The organism is Rhodococcus sp. 15-649-2-2 (assembly GCF_002258645.1).
GTDB lineage: Bacteria > Actinomycetota > Actinomycetes > Mycobacteriales > Mycobacteriaceae > Rhodococcoides.
This window is the reverse complement of the sequence record NZ_NPFM01000031.1, coordinates 272,613-289,814: the sequence shown is the minus strand read 5'-3', so window position 1 is coordinate 289,814 and position 17,202 is coordinate 272,613. Positions and strand designations below refer to the sequence as shown.

The following is a 17,202-nucleotide window of genomic DNA, read 5'->3' as shown; positions in this document are numbered from 1 at the left end:
CGGTTAGAGCTCGACGGTCACTTTCCCGTCCACCACTGCGGCGGGGTAGGTGCGCACGGAGTCGATGCCGCTGGGGCAGGAGCCGTCGTCGAGCGAGAACGTGTACTGATGGAGTGGGCAGACGACGATGGATCCGTCGATCTGACCGTCCGCCAGTGGCCCGCCCTTGTGTGGGCAGATGGCGTCCATCGCCCGCACCGAACCGTCACCGAGCAGGAACACAGCCACCTGCTTGCCGTCCACCACGTAGGCCCTGCCCTCACCGGGCGTCAGGTCCTCGACCGCCCCCACCGGCACGCTCATCGGACCGGTACCTGTGGCAGCGGAAGCAGTGGCAGCGACGGGGTGAACTGCGCGGGTGATCTGGGTGCCGCGCGGTCCTGCCACGGGTCGACGTAGCCGTCCACCGATGCCTGCATTCGCTCGTCGAGTCCGGCCACGATGCCGTCACGGTCGTCGATCAGCACGCTCTGCAGTTCTTCCAGGCCGAGGCGCGGAACCCACGCGTACGTTCGCTCGAGCCATTGGGCGTTCTCGCGGTAGTGCTGAATGAACCTGCCTGCCACGGTCAGAACCTCCTCGGCCCCCGTCACGGCAGCCAGTAGATCGCCCTTGCGAATGTGTGCGCCTGCCGCGCCTCCGACGTAGATCTCCCACTTGTCCTCGCCCACCGAGACGACGCCGAAGTCCTTGCACAGTGCCTCCGAACAGTTGCGAGGGCAGCCTGCTACCGCGAGCTTCAACTTCGCCGGAGTCTCCAGGCCTTGGAACCGCTCTTCGAGGGCGATACCGAGAGCAGTCGAGTCGCCGAGGCCGAAGCGGCAGAAGTCGCTGCCCACGCAGGTCTTCACCGTGCGCATGCTCTTGCCGTACGCGAACCCCGAGGGCATGTCCAGATCGCCCCACACCTTCGGCAGGTCTTCCTTCTTGATGCCGAGCAGGTCGATGCGTTGTCCGCCGGTCACCTTGACCAGCGGAACGCTGTATTTGTCTGCGACGTCGGCGATCTTTCGCAGCTGATCCGGTGTGGTGACGCCACCCTTCATCTGCGGCACCACCGAGAACGTGCCGTCCCGTTGGATATTGGCGTGCACACGATCGTTGATGAACAACGCGCCGCGCTCGTCCACCCAATCCGGACCCCACACGGTCCGCAGCAACGACGCCAACGGCATCTTGGCGGCGGCGTCCTCGAGGCCGTCGGTCGCGAGCGTTGTGAACACCTGCGACACCGCCCGCAGATCCTGCGCTCGGACGGCGTCGATCAGTTCCGGCTTCGTCATCGGGATACACGGCACGTACCAGTCCGCGGTGGGGTCTGCTTCGACGGCACCGCCCGCTGCGCACGCGATGATGTCTTTCACCAGCCCCTTGCACGAGCCGCACCCCTTGCCCGCGCGGGTCTTCGCGGTCACGTCGCTCAGATTCTTGGCACCCGCGTGCACGCAGGCCACGATGGCACCCTTCGTGACACCGTTGCAGTTGCACACCTGGACGTCGTCGGCCAATTCCGCGGCTCCTGTTGCCGCAGAGGGAGTTCCCATATCGAAGAGCATGCTGATGCGCTCGTCGGGCAGGGGTACTTTCTCGTCGAATGCCTGAGTCAGGAAGTTGGCCTTGGAGATGTCGCCCAGCAGAGTGGCACCGACCAGTTTGTTGCCCCGCACGATCACAGACTTGTACGTGCCACTGCGCGGCTCGTAGAACTGGACGAACTCGTCGTCGTCGCGCTCGGGGGCAGTGATCCCCATCGAGGCGACGTCGACACCGGCCACCTTGAGCTTGGTCGTCAGACGCGAACCATGATACGCCGCAGTGGGATTCGCACCCGTGAGCACGTCGGCCAATACGACGGCCTGCTCCCACAGTGGCGCAACGAGGCCGTAGACCTCGCCGCGATGTTGGCAGCATTCACCGACGGCGTAGATGGAACCTTCGTCCTCGCAACGTAATTGGTCGTCGACCACGATTCCTCGTTCGATCACCAAACCGCCGGCGCGAGCGAAGTCGACACTGGGGCGGATACCGGCGGTGACGACGACCATGTCCGCAGCAAGCGAGGTGCCGTCGTTGAACCCGACGCCGGTGACGACACCGTCCTCGGAACGCAACACCGAGGTGGTTCTCTTCGAGGTGTGCACTCCGACCCCGAGCGACTCGATCTTGTTGCGCAGCACTCGTCCACCGCGCTCGTCGAGCTGCTGGTTCATCAAGTGTCCGGGGGAGTGCACCACGTTCACGTCGAGCCCCTGGGTCCGCAGACCGTACGCGGCTTCGAGTCCGAGCAGTCCGCCGCCGATGACGACGGCGCAGACGTCGTCGCGAGACTCTGCCATCTGCAGCATGCCATTGGTGTCTGCGATGGTCCGGAAGCCGAACACGCCGCGTGCCAGTCTGCCGTCGGATTCGCGGAGACCGTCCATGTTCGGGAAGAACGTGTTGCTTCCCGTTGCGATGATCAGCACGTCGTAGTCGACGGACCGACCGCTCTCGCACACAACGGTCTTGGAGAATCGATCCAACGACACGGCACGATCGCCCACGTGCAGTGTCACGCCGTTGTCGCTGTACCAACTCATGGGATTGAGGATCAGATCCTCGTCATCGACGGTGGTCTCACCGGACAGCACGTGCGAAAGCATGATTCGGTTGTAGTTGCCGTACGGCTCGTCGCCGATCATCGTGATCTCGAACAACGAGCTGCCGTCACGCTCGAGGATCTGCTCGACCGTTCTCGCACCGGCCATTCCGTTGCCGATCACCAACAGCCTCTGCTTGCCTGCAGTCATCAGACGAGCACCAGACCGAAATCGACGACGACCTCTCCGGTGGTTCCGGCCGGGGCAGCGACGACCAACTCGAGGACGGTGTCCGGATCGACGTCCTCGACCACACGGAGGGGGATGTTGACCCCGCTCTTGGCTCCCATCGGGAAGATGCGCATCGGGCTACCGTCGCGCAGCAGAGTCACGACCACGAGTTCGTCGCTGGAGTTTCCACCCCGGAAGTACAGCGGTTGGGCCGTCACACCCTCGGGCACGACGAAACTCAAGCTGGGATCGATCAACTCGGGCTTGTCCAGGCCGTTGCCGGAGAAGGAGAAGACGCCTTGCAGAAATCGTGGTGTGCTGGCCATACCCACGAGGTTGCGGTGTCGGGGTGACGCCACCGATGCGGTGACGTTACGTCGGCATCAGAAATACCTCACCGAGCCCCGGTTCATCGTGTGCGCTCGGGTCAGAGTCCGAAGTTGCCGGGGCCGCGGCGCCTCAGGTACTTCTCGAACTCGGCTGCAATGGCGTCGCCGTCGATCTTCGCTATAGCGTCGGACATGTCGACCTCGGCATCGCCGCGCTCTTCGAGGCTGCGCACGTATTCGCTGATCTCCTCGTCCTCTTTCGTCATCTCGTTGACCGCTTCTTCCCACTCCTCGGCCTGGGTGGGAAGTTCGCCGAGCGGTACCTCGATGTCGAGCACGTCCTCGACCCGCTGCAGCAATGCAACGGTCGCCTTGGGATTCGGCGGCTGCGAGACGTAGTGGGGCACGGCGGCCCAGAACGACACCGCAGGGACGCCGGCCTTCACGCATTCGTCCTGCAACACGCCGGTGATTCCCGTCGGGCCCTCGTATCGGGTCTGTTCGAGATTGAACTGTTCGGCCGACTCGGTGCTGTAGGCGGTGCCGGTGACCGGAACGGGCCTGGTGTGCGGGGTGTCGGCCAGCAGTGCTCCCAGGATGACGACGGTCTCGACGCCGAGCTGTTCGACGAACTCGAGCAGGTCGTCGCAGAAGCTGCGCCACCGCATGTTCGGCTCGATGCCGCGCAGCAGCACCACGTCACGGTCGCTGCCGGGAGGCGAACACACCGACAACCGAGTCGACGGCCACTCGATCTCACGGGTGACACCATCCACCTGGCGAACCGTCGGTCTGTTGACCTGGTAGTCGTAGTAGTCCTCCGAGTCCAGCTCGGCAAGAGGACTGGCATCCCAGATCAGCTCGAGGTGCTCGACGGCACCGCTCGCCGCATCGCCCGCGTCGTTCCAGCCCTCGAAAGCAGCCACCAGGATGGGGGAGCGTAACTCGGGAATGTCCTCGTCGAGATCGTCGAGGTCTGTGGCATTGGCCACAGCGTCGTGGACGGCCTCGATCAACGCGGCGTCGAGCGGCACGGCCGAGTCGGCACCCGGAATGTCCGTATTTTCGGTAACGTCGTCGTTCGGGGACTGGCCATCGAGGTTTCGGGGACTCACCACGACAGCCTACGACCCGAGGGAACTGCGGTGCCCACTACTCTGTAGTGATGCCCGATCAACACAAGCCCGGTCTGCTCGATGCGATTTCACGTCGCGTTGTCATCGGCGACGGAGCGATGGGCACGATGCTCCAGGACGCCGACCTGACTCTCGACGATTTTCTCGGTCTCGAGGGATGCAACGAAATTCTGAACGCCACCCGGCCCGACGTGCTGCGCGAGATCCACCGCGAGTACTTCGCAGCCGGTGCGGACGCCGTGGAAACGAACACGTTCGGATGCAACCTGCCCAACTTGGCCGATTACGACATCGAGGATCGAATTCGCGAGTTGGCCGAGAAAGGCACCCGGCTCGCCCGCGAGACCGCCGACGAAATGGGCCCCGGCCGCGACGGGATGGACCGATACGTCCTGGGTTCGATGGGCCCCGGGACCAAGCTCCCTACACTCGGACATGCTCCGTTCGCCCGGCTGCGCGACGCGTACACCGAAGCCGCTCTGGGAATGATCGACGGCGGAGCCGATGCCATTTTGGTCGAGACATGCCAGGACTTGCTTCAGGTCAAGGCCGCGATCATCGGTAGCCAGCACGCGATGGACAGGCTGGGCGTCCGTATTCCGATCATCACCCACGTGACGGTCGAGACGACGGGTGCGATGCTCGTCGGCAGCGAGATCGGTGCAGCGCTCACTGCGCTCGAACCGCTCGGAATCGACATGATCGGCCTCAACTGCGCCACCGGTCCGGCCGAGATGAGTGAGCACCTGCGCCATCTGTCCAAGCATTCGCGGCTGCCGGTGTCGGTGATGCCCAATGCCGGTCTGCCGACGTTGGGTGCAAAGGGAGCGGAGTACCCGCTGACCGCACCCGAACTGGCCACGGCGCTGAGCGGTTTCGTCAACGAGTACGGGCTGGCTCTGGTCGGCGGTTGCTGCGGAACCACCCCCGAGCACATCCGTCAGGTTGCCGACATGGTGCACTCAGCCACGAAGCTCGAGCGCCTGCCCGCGCCGGAGCCGGGTGTCTCCTCGCTCTACTCTGCCGTTCCGTTCGAGCAGGACGCCAGCATCCTGATGATCGGTGAGCGCACCAACTCCAACGGCTCCAAGGCATTTCGCGACGCGATGCTGGCCGAGGACTACGAGAAGTGCCTCGACATCGCCAAGGATCAGACGCGCGACGGGGCGCACATGTTGGACCTCAACGTCGACTACGTCGGCCGCGACGGTGCCGCCGACATGGCCGCGCTCGCAAGCAGATTGGCGACCGCGTCGACGCTGCCGATCATGCTCGACTCCACCGAACCGGCCGTACTCGAAGCCGGTCTGGAGCACCTCGGCGGCCGTAGCGCCGTCAACTCGGTCAACTACGAGGACGGCGACGGGCCCGATTCGCGGTTCCAGAAGATCATGCGTCTGGTCAAGGAACACGGTGCCGCCGTCGTCGCCCTCACCATCGACGAGGAAGGCCAGGCCCGTACGGCCGAATGGAAGGTGCGTGTCGCAGATCGCCTGATCACCGACATCACCGAGAACTGGGGCCTGCGCCACGAGGACATCATCGTCGACACCCTCACCTTCCCGATTTCCACCGGCCAGGAAGAGGTTCGACGCGACGGCATCGAGACCATCGAGGCGATCCGGCAGCTCAAGGAGAAGTATCCGAAGGTGCACACCACCCTCGGGTTGTCGAACATCTCGTTCGGTCTCAATCCCGCTGCACGCCAGGTGCTGAACTCGGTCTTCCTGCACGAGTGCACACAGGCCGGCCTCGATACCGCCATCGTGCACGCGTCGAAGATCCTGCCGATGAACAAGATTCCCGACGAGCAGCGCGAGACCGCTCTGGATCTGGTGTACGACCGCCGCCGCGAAGGCTACGACCCGTTGCAGAAGCTGATGCAGCTGTTCGAGGGCGTCTCGGCAGCATCGGCCCGGGAATCTCGCGCTGAGGAACTGGGTCGCCTGCCACTGTTCGAGCGACTCGAACGCCGCATCGTCGACGGCGAACGCAACGGTCTCGACGTCGATCTGGATGCCGCGATGACCGAGAAGCCGCCGCTGGAGATCATCAACGAGACGTTGCTCTCGGGCATGAAGACCGTGGGGGAGCTGTTCGGTTCCGGTCAGATGCAGTTGCCGTTCGTGCTTGCCTCCGCCGAGGTGATGAAGGCTGCGGTGGCGTATCTGGAGCCGCACATGGAGGCGACCGACGACGACGGCAAGGGTCGTATCGTGCTCGGTACCGTCAAGGGCGACGTCCACGACATCGGGAAGAACCTCGTCGACATCATCCTGAGCAACAACGGCTACGAGGTCGTCAATCTCGGTATCAAGCAACCGATTTCGACCATCCTCGAAGCCGCGATAGACAAGCGCGCCGACGTGATCGGGATGTCCGGGCTGCTGGTGAAGTCGACAGTCGTCATGAAGGACAACCTGATCGAACTCAACTCCAAGGGCGTCGCGGAACAGTTCCCGGTCCTGCTCGGTGGAGCAGCGTTGACGCGGTCGTACGTCGAGAACGATCTGCAAGATGTGTACGAGGGTGACGTCCACTATGCGCGAGACGCATTCGAGGGCCTGCGTTTGATGGACACCATCATGACCACCAAACGCGGTGGGGGTCCGGCTCCCGACAGTCCGGAGGCACTCGAAGCGAAGGCCAAGGCCGCCGAGCGCAAGGAACGCCATGAGCGGTCCAAGCGCATCGCGGAGAAGCGCAAGGCTGCGGAGGCACCGGTCGTCGTGCCCGAACGATCCGATGTCGCAGCCGATATCGACATCCCGGTTCCGCCGTTCTGGGGTACTCGCATCGTCCGAGGCGTGTCCTTGGCCGACTACTCGGGTCTGCTCGACGAGCGTGCGCTGTTCCTCGGGCAATGGGGCCTGCGCGGTGCTCGCAAGGGTGAAGGTGCCACCTACGAAGACCTGGTGGAATCGGAAGGCAAACCGCGCCTGCGGTATTGGCTGGATCGCCTGAGCACCGACGGCATACTCGCACACGCCGCACTGGTGTACGGGTACTTCCCGGCGGTCTCCGAGGGCGACGACGTCGTCGTGCTCACCGAGCCCGAACCCGATGCACCCGAACGCTTCCGGTTCACGTTCCCCCGTCAGCACCGTGACCGATTCCTCTGCATCTCGGATTTCGTTCGGTCGCGTACGGCTGCACGAGAATCCGGCCAAGTCGATGTTCTGCCGATGAACCTGGTGACAATGGGCCAGCCCATTGCCGACTTCGCGAACGAGCTGTTCGCTGCCGACTCGTACCGCGACTATCTCGAGGTGCACGGAATCGGTGTCCAGCTCACCGAGGCGTTGGCCGAATACTGGCATCGTCGAGTGCGCGAAGAACTGAAACTGTCCGACGGCAAATCGGTCGCCGCGGAGGATCCCACCGAGGCCGAGGGGTACTTCAAACTCGAATACCGCGGTGCTCGTTACTCGTTCGGCTACGGGGCATGCCCCGATCTGGAAGACCGGATCAAGCTCGCCGCTCTGCTCGAGCCCGAGAGAATCGGCGTGAAGCTCTCCGAGGAGCTGCAGCTCCATCCCGAACAGTCGACCGATGCGTTCGTACTTCATCACCCGGAGGCCAAGTACTTCAATGTCTAGTGGAATTCACCTGCAGGGTGTCCTGTGGGACATGGACGGCACACTGCTCGATTCCGAGAAGATCTGGGACGTCGCGATCGGTGAGTACTCACGAAATCTCGGGACGGAACTCAGCGCAGAAGTGCGCGAGAGCACCCTCGGAAATTCGATGTGGGATGCATTACGCAAGGTCCTGGCACACGCATCGGTCGAGGTCACCGACGAGCACCTGACCGAGGGTCGTGAGTGGCTGACGACCCGTGTCGGGGACCTGTTCGCCGAGGGTATTCCCTGGCGGCCCGGTGCCAAGGATGCGCTAGCTCTGGTTCGCGAGATGGGTCTGTCCACCGGGCTCGTCACCAACACCGAGCGCGGTCTGGTCGAGCGAGCTCTGGACACGTTGGGCCGCGAATACTTCGACATCACGGTCACCGGCGACGAGGTGGAGGTCGGTAAACCGCATCCAGCGCCGTACCTGCGCGGTGCCGCACTGCTCGGCGTGGACGCTGGAGCCTGCCTCGCGGTCGAGGACTCGCCTACGGGCTCACTGTCCGCGCACACTGCAGGATGCCCCGTGCTGGTGGTTCCCTCGGAGATCGCCGTGCCGCCGGCTCCTGGGTACACCATTCGTGACGGTCTTGTCGGTCTCACCGCCGACGACGTCCGGCGGGCCTGGGCAGCCTGATTCCTCGAATCTCGACCGAATTGATTCCGCTGGATACCGACGTGAAAGAATACGAATCCGTGAAGACTTTCGATTCCCTGTTCGCCGAGCTCACCGACCGCGCGAAGACCCGCCCGGAGGGCTCGGGCACCGTCGCAGCGTTGGATGCGGGAGTTCATTTTCAGGGCAAGAAGGTTCTCGAAGAAGCGGGCGAAGTGTGGATCGCAGCCGAGCACGAAAGCGACGAGGCGCTCGCCGAGGAAATCTCGCAGCTGTTGTACTGGGTCCAGGTGATGATGGTGGGCAGGGGCATCGAGCTCGAGGACGTCTACCGACATCTGTGAGTCGAGGACCCGCATGTCTCCCACGAACTCACCGAAGAAGGAAAACTCCATGCTGCGCGTAGCCGTACCCAACAAGGGCGCTCTCTCCGAGTCCGCCGCAGAGATTCTCAGCGAGGCCGGCTATCGGCGCCGAAGCGACTCGAAGGACCTGACGGTTCTCGATCCAGCGAACGGCGTCGAGTTCTTCTTCCTCCGCCCCAAGGACATTGCGATCTACGTCGGATCCGGCCAGTTGGATCTGGGCATTACCGGCCGCGACCTGGCCCTCGATTCGGGTGCTGCCGTCGAAGAGCGCTTGGCGCTCGGATTCGGCCGCTCGACGTTCCGCTACGCGGCGCCCGCGGGCAAGGAATGGGCACCCGAGGACTTGGGCGGACTCCGCATCGCCACGTCTTACCCCAATCTGGTGCGCGCGGACTTGGCCCGGCGGGGGTTGGAGGCCACGGTCATCCGCCTCGACGGCGCGGTGGAGATCTCCATCCAGCTCGGGGTCGCCGACGCCATTGCCGACGTCGTCGAATCGGGCCGATCACTGCGCCAGAACAACCTGGTGGCCTTCGGTGAATCGCTCTGCGATTCGGAGGGCGTACTCATCGAGCGCGCAGGCACCCCGGGTACCGATTCCGCGCGTAAGCAGCTCATCGCCCGCGTGCAAGGCGTCGTATTCGCACAGCAGTACCTGATGCTCGATTACGACTGCCCTAAGTCGATTCTCGACGAGGCCGTCAAGATCACCCCGGGCATCGAGTCGCCCACGCTGGCGCCGATGGTCGACGACAACTGGGTTGCCGTGCGCGCCATGGTTTCTCGCAAAGTTCACAACAACGTCATGGACGAGCTCGCCGAGTTGGGGGCAAAGGCTATCCTGGCGTCCGACATCAGGTCGTGCCGCGCCTTCTAGATCCGGCGGGCTCAACTCGTCTCCACCGACGGTGGCATCGTAGAGGTTCGCCTTAGTAACCGACCCGAGCTCCGACAGCAACACGGCTTCGTGCACGGTGGCGTCATCAGCTATCTGGCCGACAATGCCGTGACGTTCGCCGGCGGAATCGCGCTCGGCGGCGACGCGGTGACCGCTCACTGCACCGTCGATTTCGCGAGGCCGGCAACCGGCGAGTATTTGATCGCCCGCGCGCACGCGGTCTCGTCGACCCGAAACCAGGCTGTCTGCCACTGCACCGTGTATTCGATCGACGGGGACACGGAACGGATTGTCGCGGTGGCTCAGGGCACCGTCGTGACAGCGCGCACGTCCTGATCGGTCGCTGCCGTCAGTTGCGACGCCGGACCAGGACCGTCTGCGCGATTCGGCCGACCGGACCCAGTTCGTCGCTCAGAGTGCCAGCACACATGGCGATTCCGTCCGGACCGGTGGAGGTTTCGGCCGAGACTCCGACCCAGTCACCCTGAGGCACCCTGAACACGTGCACTGTCAGGTCGGTGTTCAAGAAGGTCCATTCGTCGATCGGTAATTTCGCGCCGATTCCGTTCGCGATGTCCGCAATCGAGAACAGTCGCTCCAGCGGAGTCATCGATTCACCCTGGACGAGAACAGGTTTGGGCCTGGCCCAGATCTCGCCGGGACCATCGGCACCGAGCCCGGTGAGAATCTTGAACTCGACGGCGTCGAGATAGCCCGACGACCACGTGCCCCCGAAGGTGTAGTCGACTCCGTCTCCCACCGGCTTCATCACCGGGTCGCCGACGTGTTCGACGTCCTCCGTCGGTGTGGTGCGCATACGCCACGCGCTGCCGCGAGCCACCGCCCGAACAGTGCCGGACGAACTTTCCGCCCACAATTCGGCAACAACGAGTTCGACGTTGCCCCCGGGGCGCTCCGTCCATGCCCGAATCTCGATGTCCGCGACCGGAATCGGACCGAGTATGTCGACCGCGACTCGACTGATACGGGTGTCCTCCCGAGCGTCGACGCGCTCGAGTGCACGGACCAGTAGAGCGGACGGCGGAGCGCCGTGCTGCATCGTCGGTGCCCACAGACTGACGGTGTTCTCGGTGGCCGTGACCCTCTCGAAGCCGTCCTTGCCGACACCGGCGGGAACGAAGAAGGCGTCCGGAATGGTCACAGCTCGGGCTCCGTCTGTTCCGATGCGACCTGCGGCCAACCCGGGTACGGCGGAGGAGTGCCGCCGAACTCGGGACACAGGGCCTGGTGGTCGCACCACTTGCACAGTGCGCCTTTCTTGGCGCGAAAGTCACCGGTCTCGCCTGCGGCCAGAATCGCTTTCCAGATGGCGGACAGCATGCGCTCGAACCTGCGCAGCTCGTCTTCGTCGGGAGCGTAGGTCAGTTCCTGCTTGTCGGCCAGATACATCAATTTCAGTTGCGCCGGAACGACTCCGCGCATGCGCATGATCATCAAGGCGTAGAACTTCATCTGGAACAACGCCTTGGACTCGGTGAACTCCCGCGGTGCCCGACCGGTTTTGTAGTCGACGACGCGGATCATGCCGTTGGGTGCGACGTCGATTCGATCGATGAATCCCCGAAGCGGCGTGCCGTCGTCCAGATCGATCTCCACCCGTTGCTCGCAGGACTCGGGCTCGAAGTGAGTAGGGTCCTCGAGTTCGTAGTATCCGGCGACCAGAGCCCGAGCGCGATCGAGAAAAGCCGTCCGCTCGTCGGCCGGAACCAACGACTCGATGGCGGGCGACTGGGCAACCACTCGCTCCCACGCCGGATCCACCAGGTCGCGCGCAGTCGTCGGCACTCGGTCCTGCGCAGGCAACGCGTAGAGAGCCTCCAGTGCGGCATGCACCACAGTTCCCTTGACCTGAGCTTCGGTGGACACCTCCGGAATGCGGTCGACCGCGCGAAAGCGGTAGAGCAGAGGACACTGCTTGAAATCGCCTGCGCGGGAGGGCGACAACGCCGGCGTGCTGCGGGGGCTCGGCACCGCCAGCGGCGGTCGCGCGCTGTCGCCGAGGTCGAGTAGAGGCAAGTCGATGGGTGTCGACACGGAAATACTCACGACTGCGAGACTATGCCGCTGGTCCGACAACTTCGGTCAAGGCCGTAGTCTGGCACGTCGAGTCGTCCCCGACGCCTGCCCGCTCCGGTAGATCGTCGAACCGAACAACGAAAGCAGGTTCCGCTGTGTCCACCGGTGATTCCGCGTCCGCGTCGACCGACGGGCCCGAGGTCGACGCGCTCGTCGATGTCCCGGTTCCGAGTGCGGACGATGTGGTCACTGCCACGGTCGACGAGATCGAACTCGACCAGGTCCCGACTGCGGACGAGAACTCCATCGCACCGGTTCCGACCGGACCCGCCCGCAGTGGGCCGTTCCGCGTCGGAGATCGAGTGCAGCTCACCGACGGCAAGGGCAGGCACTACACGGTGGTGCTCGAGGCGGGCAAGGAATTCCACACCCACCGAGGCGGAATCACTCACGACAAGTTGCTGGGTGCCGACGAGGGCAGCGTCGTGACCTCCGTCAACGGCACCCCGTACCTTGCGCTTCGGCCGCTGTTGACCGACTACGTGTTGTCGATGCCGCGCGGCGCGCAGGTCATCTACCCCAAGGATGCAGCGCAGATCGTCCACGAGGGCGACATGTTCCCCGGAGCCCGCGTTCTGGAGGCCGGTGCCGGATCGGGCGCTCTGACGTGCTCGCTGCTGCGTGCGGTGGGTACGGAAGGAACGGTCATCTCCTACGAGATCCGCCAGGACCATGCCGACTACGCGATCAAGAACGTCGAGACGTTCTTCGGCGAGCGGCCGTCCAACTGGCACCTGACGGTGGCCGACGTGGATCAGTTCGGTGTCGATCGACCGGGGGAGCAGGTGGATCGGGTGGTTCTCGACATGCTGGCTCCCTGGGACGCACTGCCTGCCGTATCGAAGGCTCTCGTTCCGGGCGGAGTGCTGTTGGTCTACGTCGCCACGGTGACGCAGCTGTCCAAGGTCGTCGAAGCCCTACGCGCACAGGAATGCTGGACCGAACCCCGTTCGTGGGAGTCGATGGTCCGAGGTTGGCACGTCGTGGGACTGGCGGTTCGGCCCGAGCACCGTATGCAGGGGCACACGGCATTCCTCGTGAGCGTTCGACGCCTCGCCGAGGGCACCGTCACCCCCAAGCCGCAGCGTCGGTCCGGTAAGGGCTGACCGATCGCGGCGGTCTCGCTCGACTGGCGGGCCCGGACTTCAGGCGCAGGGTGCTTGCCCCATCGCAAGGATCTGGCAGGTGCTGGCGTCGGAGAGCTTCCACTTGCCGTCGATCAGGACCCAGGTCTGCGGTGAGGGCGCTGCCGTCCCTCGTGGGGTGGCGATCGCCACGTCGGCCGTGGACGTCTCGCCCTCGACAGTCGGCTCGGCAACCTCGAACGTGATCGTGCCGTAGTTCGCCAGCGCGGCGGTCATGGTGTCGAGGTTCGTCAGACGCGCCTGACCGTTCTCGACCGCGGCCGCTTTGGTTGCCGCGTCGACGTCCGGTGCCACCAGCTGCAGCAGCGAGGATTCGAGTTCATCGGAGGTCGGTGCCGCAACAGCAGGCACGTCGGTCGTCGTGCCGACAGAATCTGCGGCCGACGTCGAATTGTGATCGGCGTGATCGGATTCATCTGCGGTGCTGCACCCGGCCACCGACATCACCGCCGCCGTGAGTGCGACGCTGGCGGAGAATATGCGCATCTTCACTGGTGAAGCCCCTGTTTCCGTAGTCCGTCCACCGTTTGGTCAGGTGAGGCTAACATGACCCCGGCCTCGGTTGGTGTGCAGTCGAGGCATGCAGCAGGCACGCCCGATCGTGGTGTCGGTCCGCACATTCGGGCCGGTGCCGGTAGCGTTGATAGATCGTCACTGGGAGGAGTCGCTCATGAGCTCAACAGACAATCCGGATGTGGCCGCGGCCAGAGCCGAACTGGACGCCGTGCGAGCCGAAGCCGCTTCACTGCGCCGTCAACTGGGGGAGTCCCCCGAACAGGTACGCGAGCTCGAAGGCCGTGTCGATTCGCTCTCGCTCCGCAACACCAAGCTGATGGACACCCTCAAAGAGGCCAGACAACAGCTCATCGCGCTTCGCGAGGAGGTCGACCGACTCGGCCAACCGCCGAGCGGTTACGGCGTTCTGCTGAGTGTGTTCGACGACGGAACCGTCGATGTGTTCACGTCCGGCCGAAAGATGCGCCTCACGTGCTCGCCCAACATCGAAGCCGACTCGCTTGCGCCGGGCCAGACGGTGCGGCTGAACGAGGCGTTGACCATCGTCGAGGCCTGCACCTTCGACCAGGTCGGTGAGATCAGCACTCTGCGTGAGCTTCTCGGCGACGGATCGAGGGCTCTCGTCGTCGGTCACGCCGACGAGGAGCGCGTCGTGTGGCTGGCAAAGCCGCTGATCGACATGGTCAACGACGACGGCCCCATCGACCCGGACGAACCGTCCCGCAAACTCCGTCCCGGCGATTCGCTCCTGGTCGACACCAAGGCCGGCTACGCCTTCGAGCGTGTCCCCAAGGCCGAGGTGGAGGACTTGGTCCTCGAAGAGGTGCCGGACGTGGGATACGAGGACATCGGTGGTCTCGGTCGACAGATCGAGCAGATTCGCGACGCCGTCGAACTCCCGTTCCTGCACAAGGATCTGTTTCGCGAGTACTCCCTGCGTCCACCCAAGGGTGTACTGCTCTACGGCCCTCCCGGGTGCGGAAAGACGTTGATCGCCAAGGCGGTTGCCAACTCGTTGGCCAAGAAGATCGCCGAGGCCCGCGGGCAGGACGCCAAGGAAGCGAAGTCGTTCTTCCTCAACATCAAGGGTCCCGAACTGCTCAACAAGTTCGTCGGCGAGACCGAGCGTCACATTCGCATGATCTTCCAGCGCGCACGGGAGAAGGCGTCCGAGGGCACCCCGGTCATCGTGTTCTTCGACGAGATGGACTCGATCTTCCGCACCCGCGGTTCGGGTGTCTCGTCCGATGTCGAGACGACGGTCGTTCCGCAGCTGCTCGCCGAGATCGACGGTGTGGAGGGGCTCGAGAACGTCATCGTGATCGGTGCCTCCAACCGAGAGGACATGATCGACCCCGCGATCCTGCGGCCCGGTCGCCTGGACGTGAAGATCAAGATCGAGCGTCCCGACGCCGAATCGGCACAGGACATCTTCTCCAAGTACCTGACCGACTCGCTGCCGGTCAATGCCGACGATGTCGCCGAGTTCGGTGGTGACCGCGCGGCCTGCATCCGAGGGATGATCGACCGGGTCGTCGAGCGCATGTACGCCGAGAGCGACGACAACCGTTTCCTCGAGGTGACATATGCCAACGGCGACAAGGAAGTTCTGTACTTCAAGGACTTCAACTCCGGTGCCATGATTCAGAACATCGTGGACCGCGCGAAGAAGTACGCCATCAAGTCGGTTCTCGAAACCGGCAACGCCGGTTTGAGGATCCAGCACCTCTTCGACTCCATCGTCGACGAGTTCGCCGAGAACGAAGATCTGCCGAACACCACGAATCCCGACGACTGGGCGCGAATTTCCGGTAAGAAGGGCGAGCGGATCGTCTACATCCGCACGTTGGTCACCGGTAAGAATGCCAGCGCGAGCCGGGCAATCGACACCGAGGCCAACACCGGCCAGTACCTGTAGATCCTGCACAGAACAACATCGGGGCGCGTCCGCACAGGGCGCGCCCCGTTCTGTGTCTGCGTGCCGTCTAGGCTCGACTCATGCAGCGCATCATCGGTATCGAGGTCGAGTACGGCATTTCTTCGCCCACCGAACCCACCGCCAATCCGATCTTGACGTCCACCCAGGCAGTGTTGGCCTACGCGGCCGCTGCAGGGGTACCGCGGGCCAAGCGCACACGATGGGATTACGAAGTCGAGTCGCCGCTACGTGACGCCCGTGGCTTCGACCTCGGACGCTTCAGCGGCCCTGCACCGGTCATCGATGCCGACGAGATCGGCGCGGCCAACATGATTCTCACCAACGGTGCCCGTCTGTACGTCGACCATGCTCACCCCGAATACTCGGCCCCGGAAGTACGGGATCCGTTGGACGCTGTGATCTGGGACAAGGCCGGGGAGCGCGTCATGGAGGCCGCCGCTCGCCACGCCTCCAGCGTGCCAGGAGCCCCGCGGTTGCAGCTGTACAAGAACAACGTCGACGGCAAGGGCGCGTCGTACGGCACTCACGAGAACTACTTGATGTCGCGCGAGACGCCGTTCTCGGCCGTCATCGCCGGTCTGTCGCCGTTCTTCGCATCGCGGCAGGTGATCACGGGATCGGGACGCGTCGGAATCGGCCAGTCCGGCGACGAGGCCGGGTTCCAGCTCTCTCAGCGAGCCGACTACATCGAGGTGGAGGTCGGCCTCGAGACCACACTCAAGCGCGGCATCATCAACACGCGCGACGAACCGCACGCGGATGCGGACAAGTATCGCCGCCTGCATTGCATCATCGGCGACGCGAACCTCGCGGAGATGTCGACCTACCTCAAGGTGGGCACCACCGCGCTGGTACTCGACCTCATCGAAGCCGGAGTGGATCTGTCCGATCTCCAGCTCGCCCGACCGGTGACCGCCGTCCACCAGATCAGCCACGATCCGACTCTGCGCAAGGCAGTGGCTCTCGCGGACGGGCGCGAGCTGACCGGGCTTGCGCTCCAGCGCATCTACCACCAGCGGGCCGCGAAATTCGTGGCCGCCGAGGGGAGCGACGACGCGCGGGCCCTGGACGTGCTCGACAAGTGGGCCATGGTGCTCGACCTCCTCGAACGCGATCCGATGGAATGCGCCCACCTGCTGGACTGGCCCGCGAAGCTGCGTCTGCTGGAGGGTTTCCGCCAGCGCGAGGGCCTGGGCTGGTCGGCGCCGCGCCTTCATCTGGTGGACCTGCAGTACTCCGACGTTCGGCTCGACAAAGGCCTGTACAACCGGCTGGTTGCTCGTGGGTCGATGGATCGACTGGTCACGGAGCAGCAGGTACTCGATGCCGTCGGCAACCCGCCGGAGGATACGAGGGCCTACTTCCGCGGCGAGTGCCTCCGCAAATTCGGGGCCGATATCGCTGCGGCGAGCTGGGATTCCGTCATCTTCGACCTGGGTGGCGACTCACTGGTACGCATCCCGACACTCGAACCGCTGCGCGGTACCAAATCGCACGTCGGTGCGCTGCTCGAGTCTGTCGACAGTGCCGCCGAGCTCGTCGATCAGCTCACCAACTGAGAACCCGGCAACGCAGTCCGACTATTCGATGGTGTCTCGACGACCCGCGCGGCCGGTCTGTCGGTAGGGTAAAGGTCCGTGCACTTTCGGCGGAACGTTCGGTTGCACTTGCACATCCACAACGGTGCATCTCGGATGAATCGATGAACGTGCAGTAGATGTG

The 17,202-nt window shown here is 64.2% G+C and carries 15 protein-coding genes; 8 read left to right on the top strand and 7 right to left on the bottom strand.

The window, feature by feature from the left end; genetic code table 11:
• Nucleotides 1-3: 3 nt before the first annotated feature.
• From CH305_RS22095 to CH305_RS22080, 4 genes are all read right to left on the bottom strand, one after another.
• On the bottom strand, nucleotides 4-303 hold the full coding sequence (locus tag CH305_RS22095; RefSeq protein ID WP_037150453.1) for a Rieske 2Fe-2S domain-containing protein: 300 nt from the start codon (nucleotides 301-303) through the stop codon (nucleotides 4-6).
• The gene (gene nirB, locus CH305_RS22090) at nucleotides 300-2,789 is read right to left on the bottom strand and encodes a nitrite reductase large subunit NirB (RefSeq protein WP_094704900.1); all 2,490 of its coding nucleotides are present in this window, start codon (nucleotides 2,787-2,789) and stop codon (nucleotides 300-302) included. Before nirB ends, CH305_RS22095 begins: the two co-directional genes overlap by 4 nt.
• Nucleotides 2,789-3,136 (bottom strand): hypothetical protein, encoded by a 348-nt coding sequence (locus CH305_RS22085; RefSeq protein WP_032377878.1) that lies wholly within the window; start codon nucleotides 3,134-3,136, stop codon nucleotides 2,789-2,791. Before CH305_RS22085 ends, nirB begins: the two co-directional genes overlap by 1 nt.
• Nucleotides 3,137-3,237: 101 nt before the next feature.
• Nucleotides 3,238-4,152, bottom strand: coding sequence for a PAC2 family protein (locus CH305_RS22080; RefSeq protein ID WP_052058405.1), 915 nt, complete (start codon nucleotides 4,150-4,152; stop codon nucleotides 3,238-3,240).
• A gap of 152 nt (nucleotides 4,153-4,304) precedes the next feature.
• Here CH305_RS22080 and metH point away from each other — a divergent pair, with 152 nt between their 5' ends.
• Genes metH through CH305_RS22055 form a run of 5 tightly spaced genes read left to right on the top strand, consistent with a single transcriptional unit; the run spans nucleotide 4,305 to nucleotide 10,119 of the window.
• Nucleotides 4,305-7,874, top strand: coding sequence for a methionine synthase (metH, locus tag CH305_RS22075; protein WP_094704899.1), 3,570 nt, complete (start codon nucleotides 4,305-4,307; stop codon nucleotides 7,872-7,874).
• Nucleotides 7,867-8,538 carry an HAD family phosphatase gene (locus CH305_RS22070; RefSeq protein WP_032403416.1) on the top strand — a complete coding sequence of 224 codons (672 nt, stop codon included), beginning with the start codon at nucleotides 7,867-7,869 and terminating at the stop codon, nucleotides 8,536-8,538. Before metH ends, CH305_RS22070 begins: the two co-directional genes overlap by 8 nt.
• Before the next feature lie 59 nt (nucleotides 8,539-8,597).
• A complete protein-coding gene (locus CH305_RS22065) occupies nucleotides 8,598-8,861 on the top strand; it encodes a phosphoribosyl-ATP diphosphatase (RefSeq protein ID WP_032378490.1) in 264 nt (87 codons plus the stop codon).
• Between the two features lie 49 nt (nucleotides 8,862-8,910).
• Entirely contained in the window at nucleotides 8,911-9,762 is an 852-nt protein-coding gene (gene hisG, locus CH305_RS22060; RefSeq protein ID WP_094704898.1) for an ATP phosphoribosyltransferase, read from the top strand.
• Nucleotides 9,763-10,119: a PaaI family thioesterase gene (locus CH305_RS22055; protein ID WP_094704897.1), complete on the top strand. Its 357-nt coding sequence runs from the start codon at nucleotides 9,763-9,765 to the stop codon at nucleotides 10,117-10,119.
• A gap of 13 nt (nucleotides 10,120-10,132) precedes the next feature.
• Here the strand turns inward: CH305_RS22055 and CH305_RS22050 are convergent, their stop codons facing one another.
• Together CH305_RS22050 and CH305_RS22045 are read right to left on the bottom strand one after the other, a co-directional pair.
• On the bottom strand, nucleotides 10,133-10,945 hold the full coding sequence (locus CH305_RS22050; RefSeq protein ID WP_179278374.1) for a thioesterase family protein: 813 nt from the start codon (nucleotides 10,943-10,945) through the stop codon (nucleotides 10,133-10,135).
• Nucleotides 10,942-11,781, bottom strand: coding sequence for a RecB family exonuclease (locus CH305_RS22045; protein WP_094610428.1), 840 nt, complete (start codon nucleotides 11,779-11,781; stop codon nucleotides 10,942-10,944). Before CH305_RS22045 ends, CH305_RS22050 begins: the two co-directional genes overlap by 4 nt.
• Before the next feature lie 344 nt (nucleotides 11,782-12,125).
• Here CH305_RS22045 and CH305_RS22040 point away from each other — a divergent pair, with 344 nt between their 5' ends.
• Nucleotides 12,126-12,986, top strand: coding sequence for a tRNA (adenine-N1)-methyltransferase (locus tag CH305_RS22040; RefSeq protein ID WP_032403681.1), 861 nt, complete (start codon nucleotides 12,126-12,128; stop codon nucleotides 12,984-12,986).
• 39 nt (nucleotides 12,987-13,025) lie between these two features.
• Here CH305_RS22040 and CH305_RS22035 read toward each other — a convergent pair whose 3' ends face one another.
• Nucleotides 13,026-13,511 carry a hypothetical protein gene (locus tag CH305_RS22035; protein WP_032403682.1) on the bottom strand — a complete coding sequence of 162 codons (486 nt, stop codon included), beginning with the start codon at nucleotides 13,509-13,511 and terminating at the stop codon, nucleotides 13,026-13,028.
• 184 nt (nucleotides 13,512-13,695) lie between these two features.
• Here CH305_RS22035 and arc point away from each other — a divergent pair, with 184 nt between their 5' ends.
• Both arc and dop read left to right on the top strand, forming a co-directional pair.
• Nucleotides 13,696-15,459: a proteasome ATPase gene (gene arc / locus CH305_RS22030; RefSeq protein ID WP_032403683.1), complete on the top strand. Its 1,764-nt coding sequence runs from the start codon at nucleotides 13,696-13,698 to the stop codon at nucleotides 15,457-15,459.
• Nucleotides 15,460-15,539: 80 nt separating this feature from the next.
• Nucleotides 15,540-17,039: a depupylase/deamidase Dop gene (dop, locus tag CH305_RS22025; protein WP_032403417.1), complete on the top strand. Its 1,500-nt coding sequence runs from the start codon at nucleotides 15,540-15,542 to the stop codon at nucleotides 17,037-17,039.
• The last annotated feature ends 163 nt before the right edge of the window (nucleotides 17,040-17,202 follow it).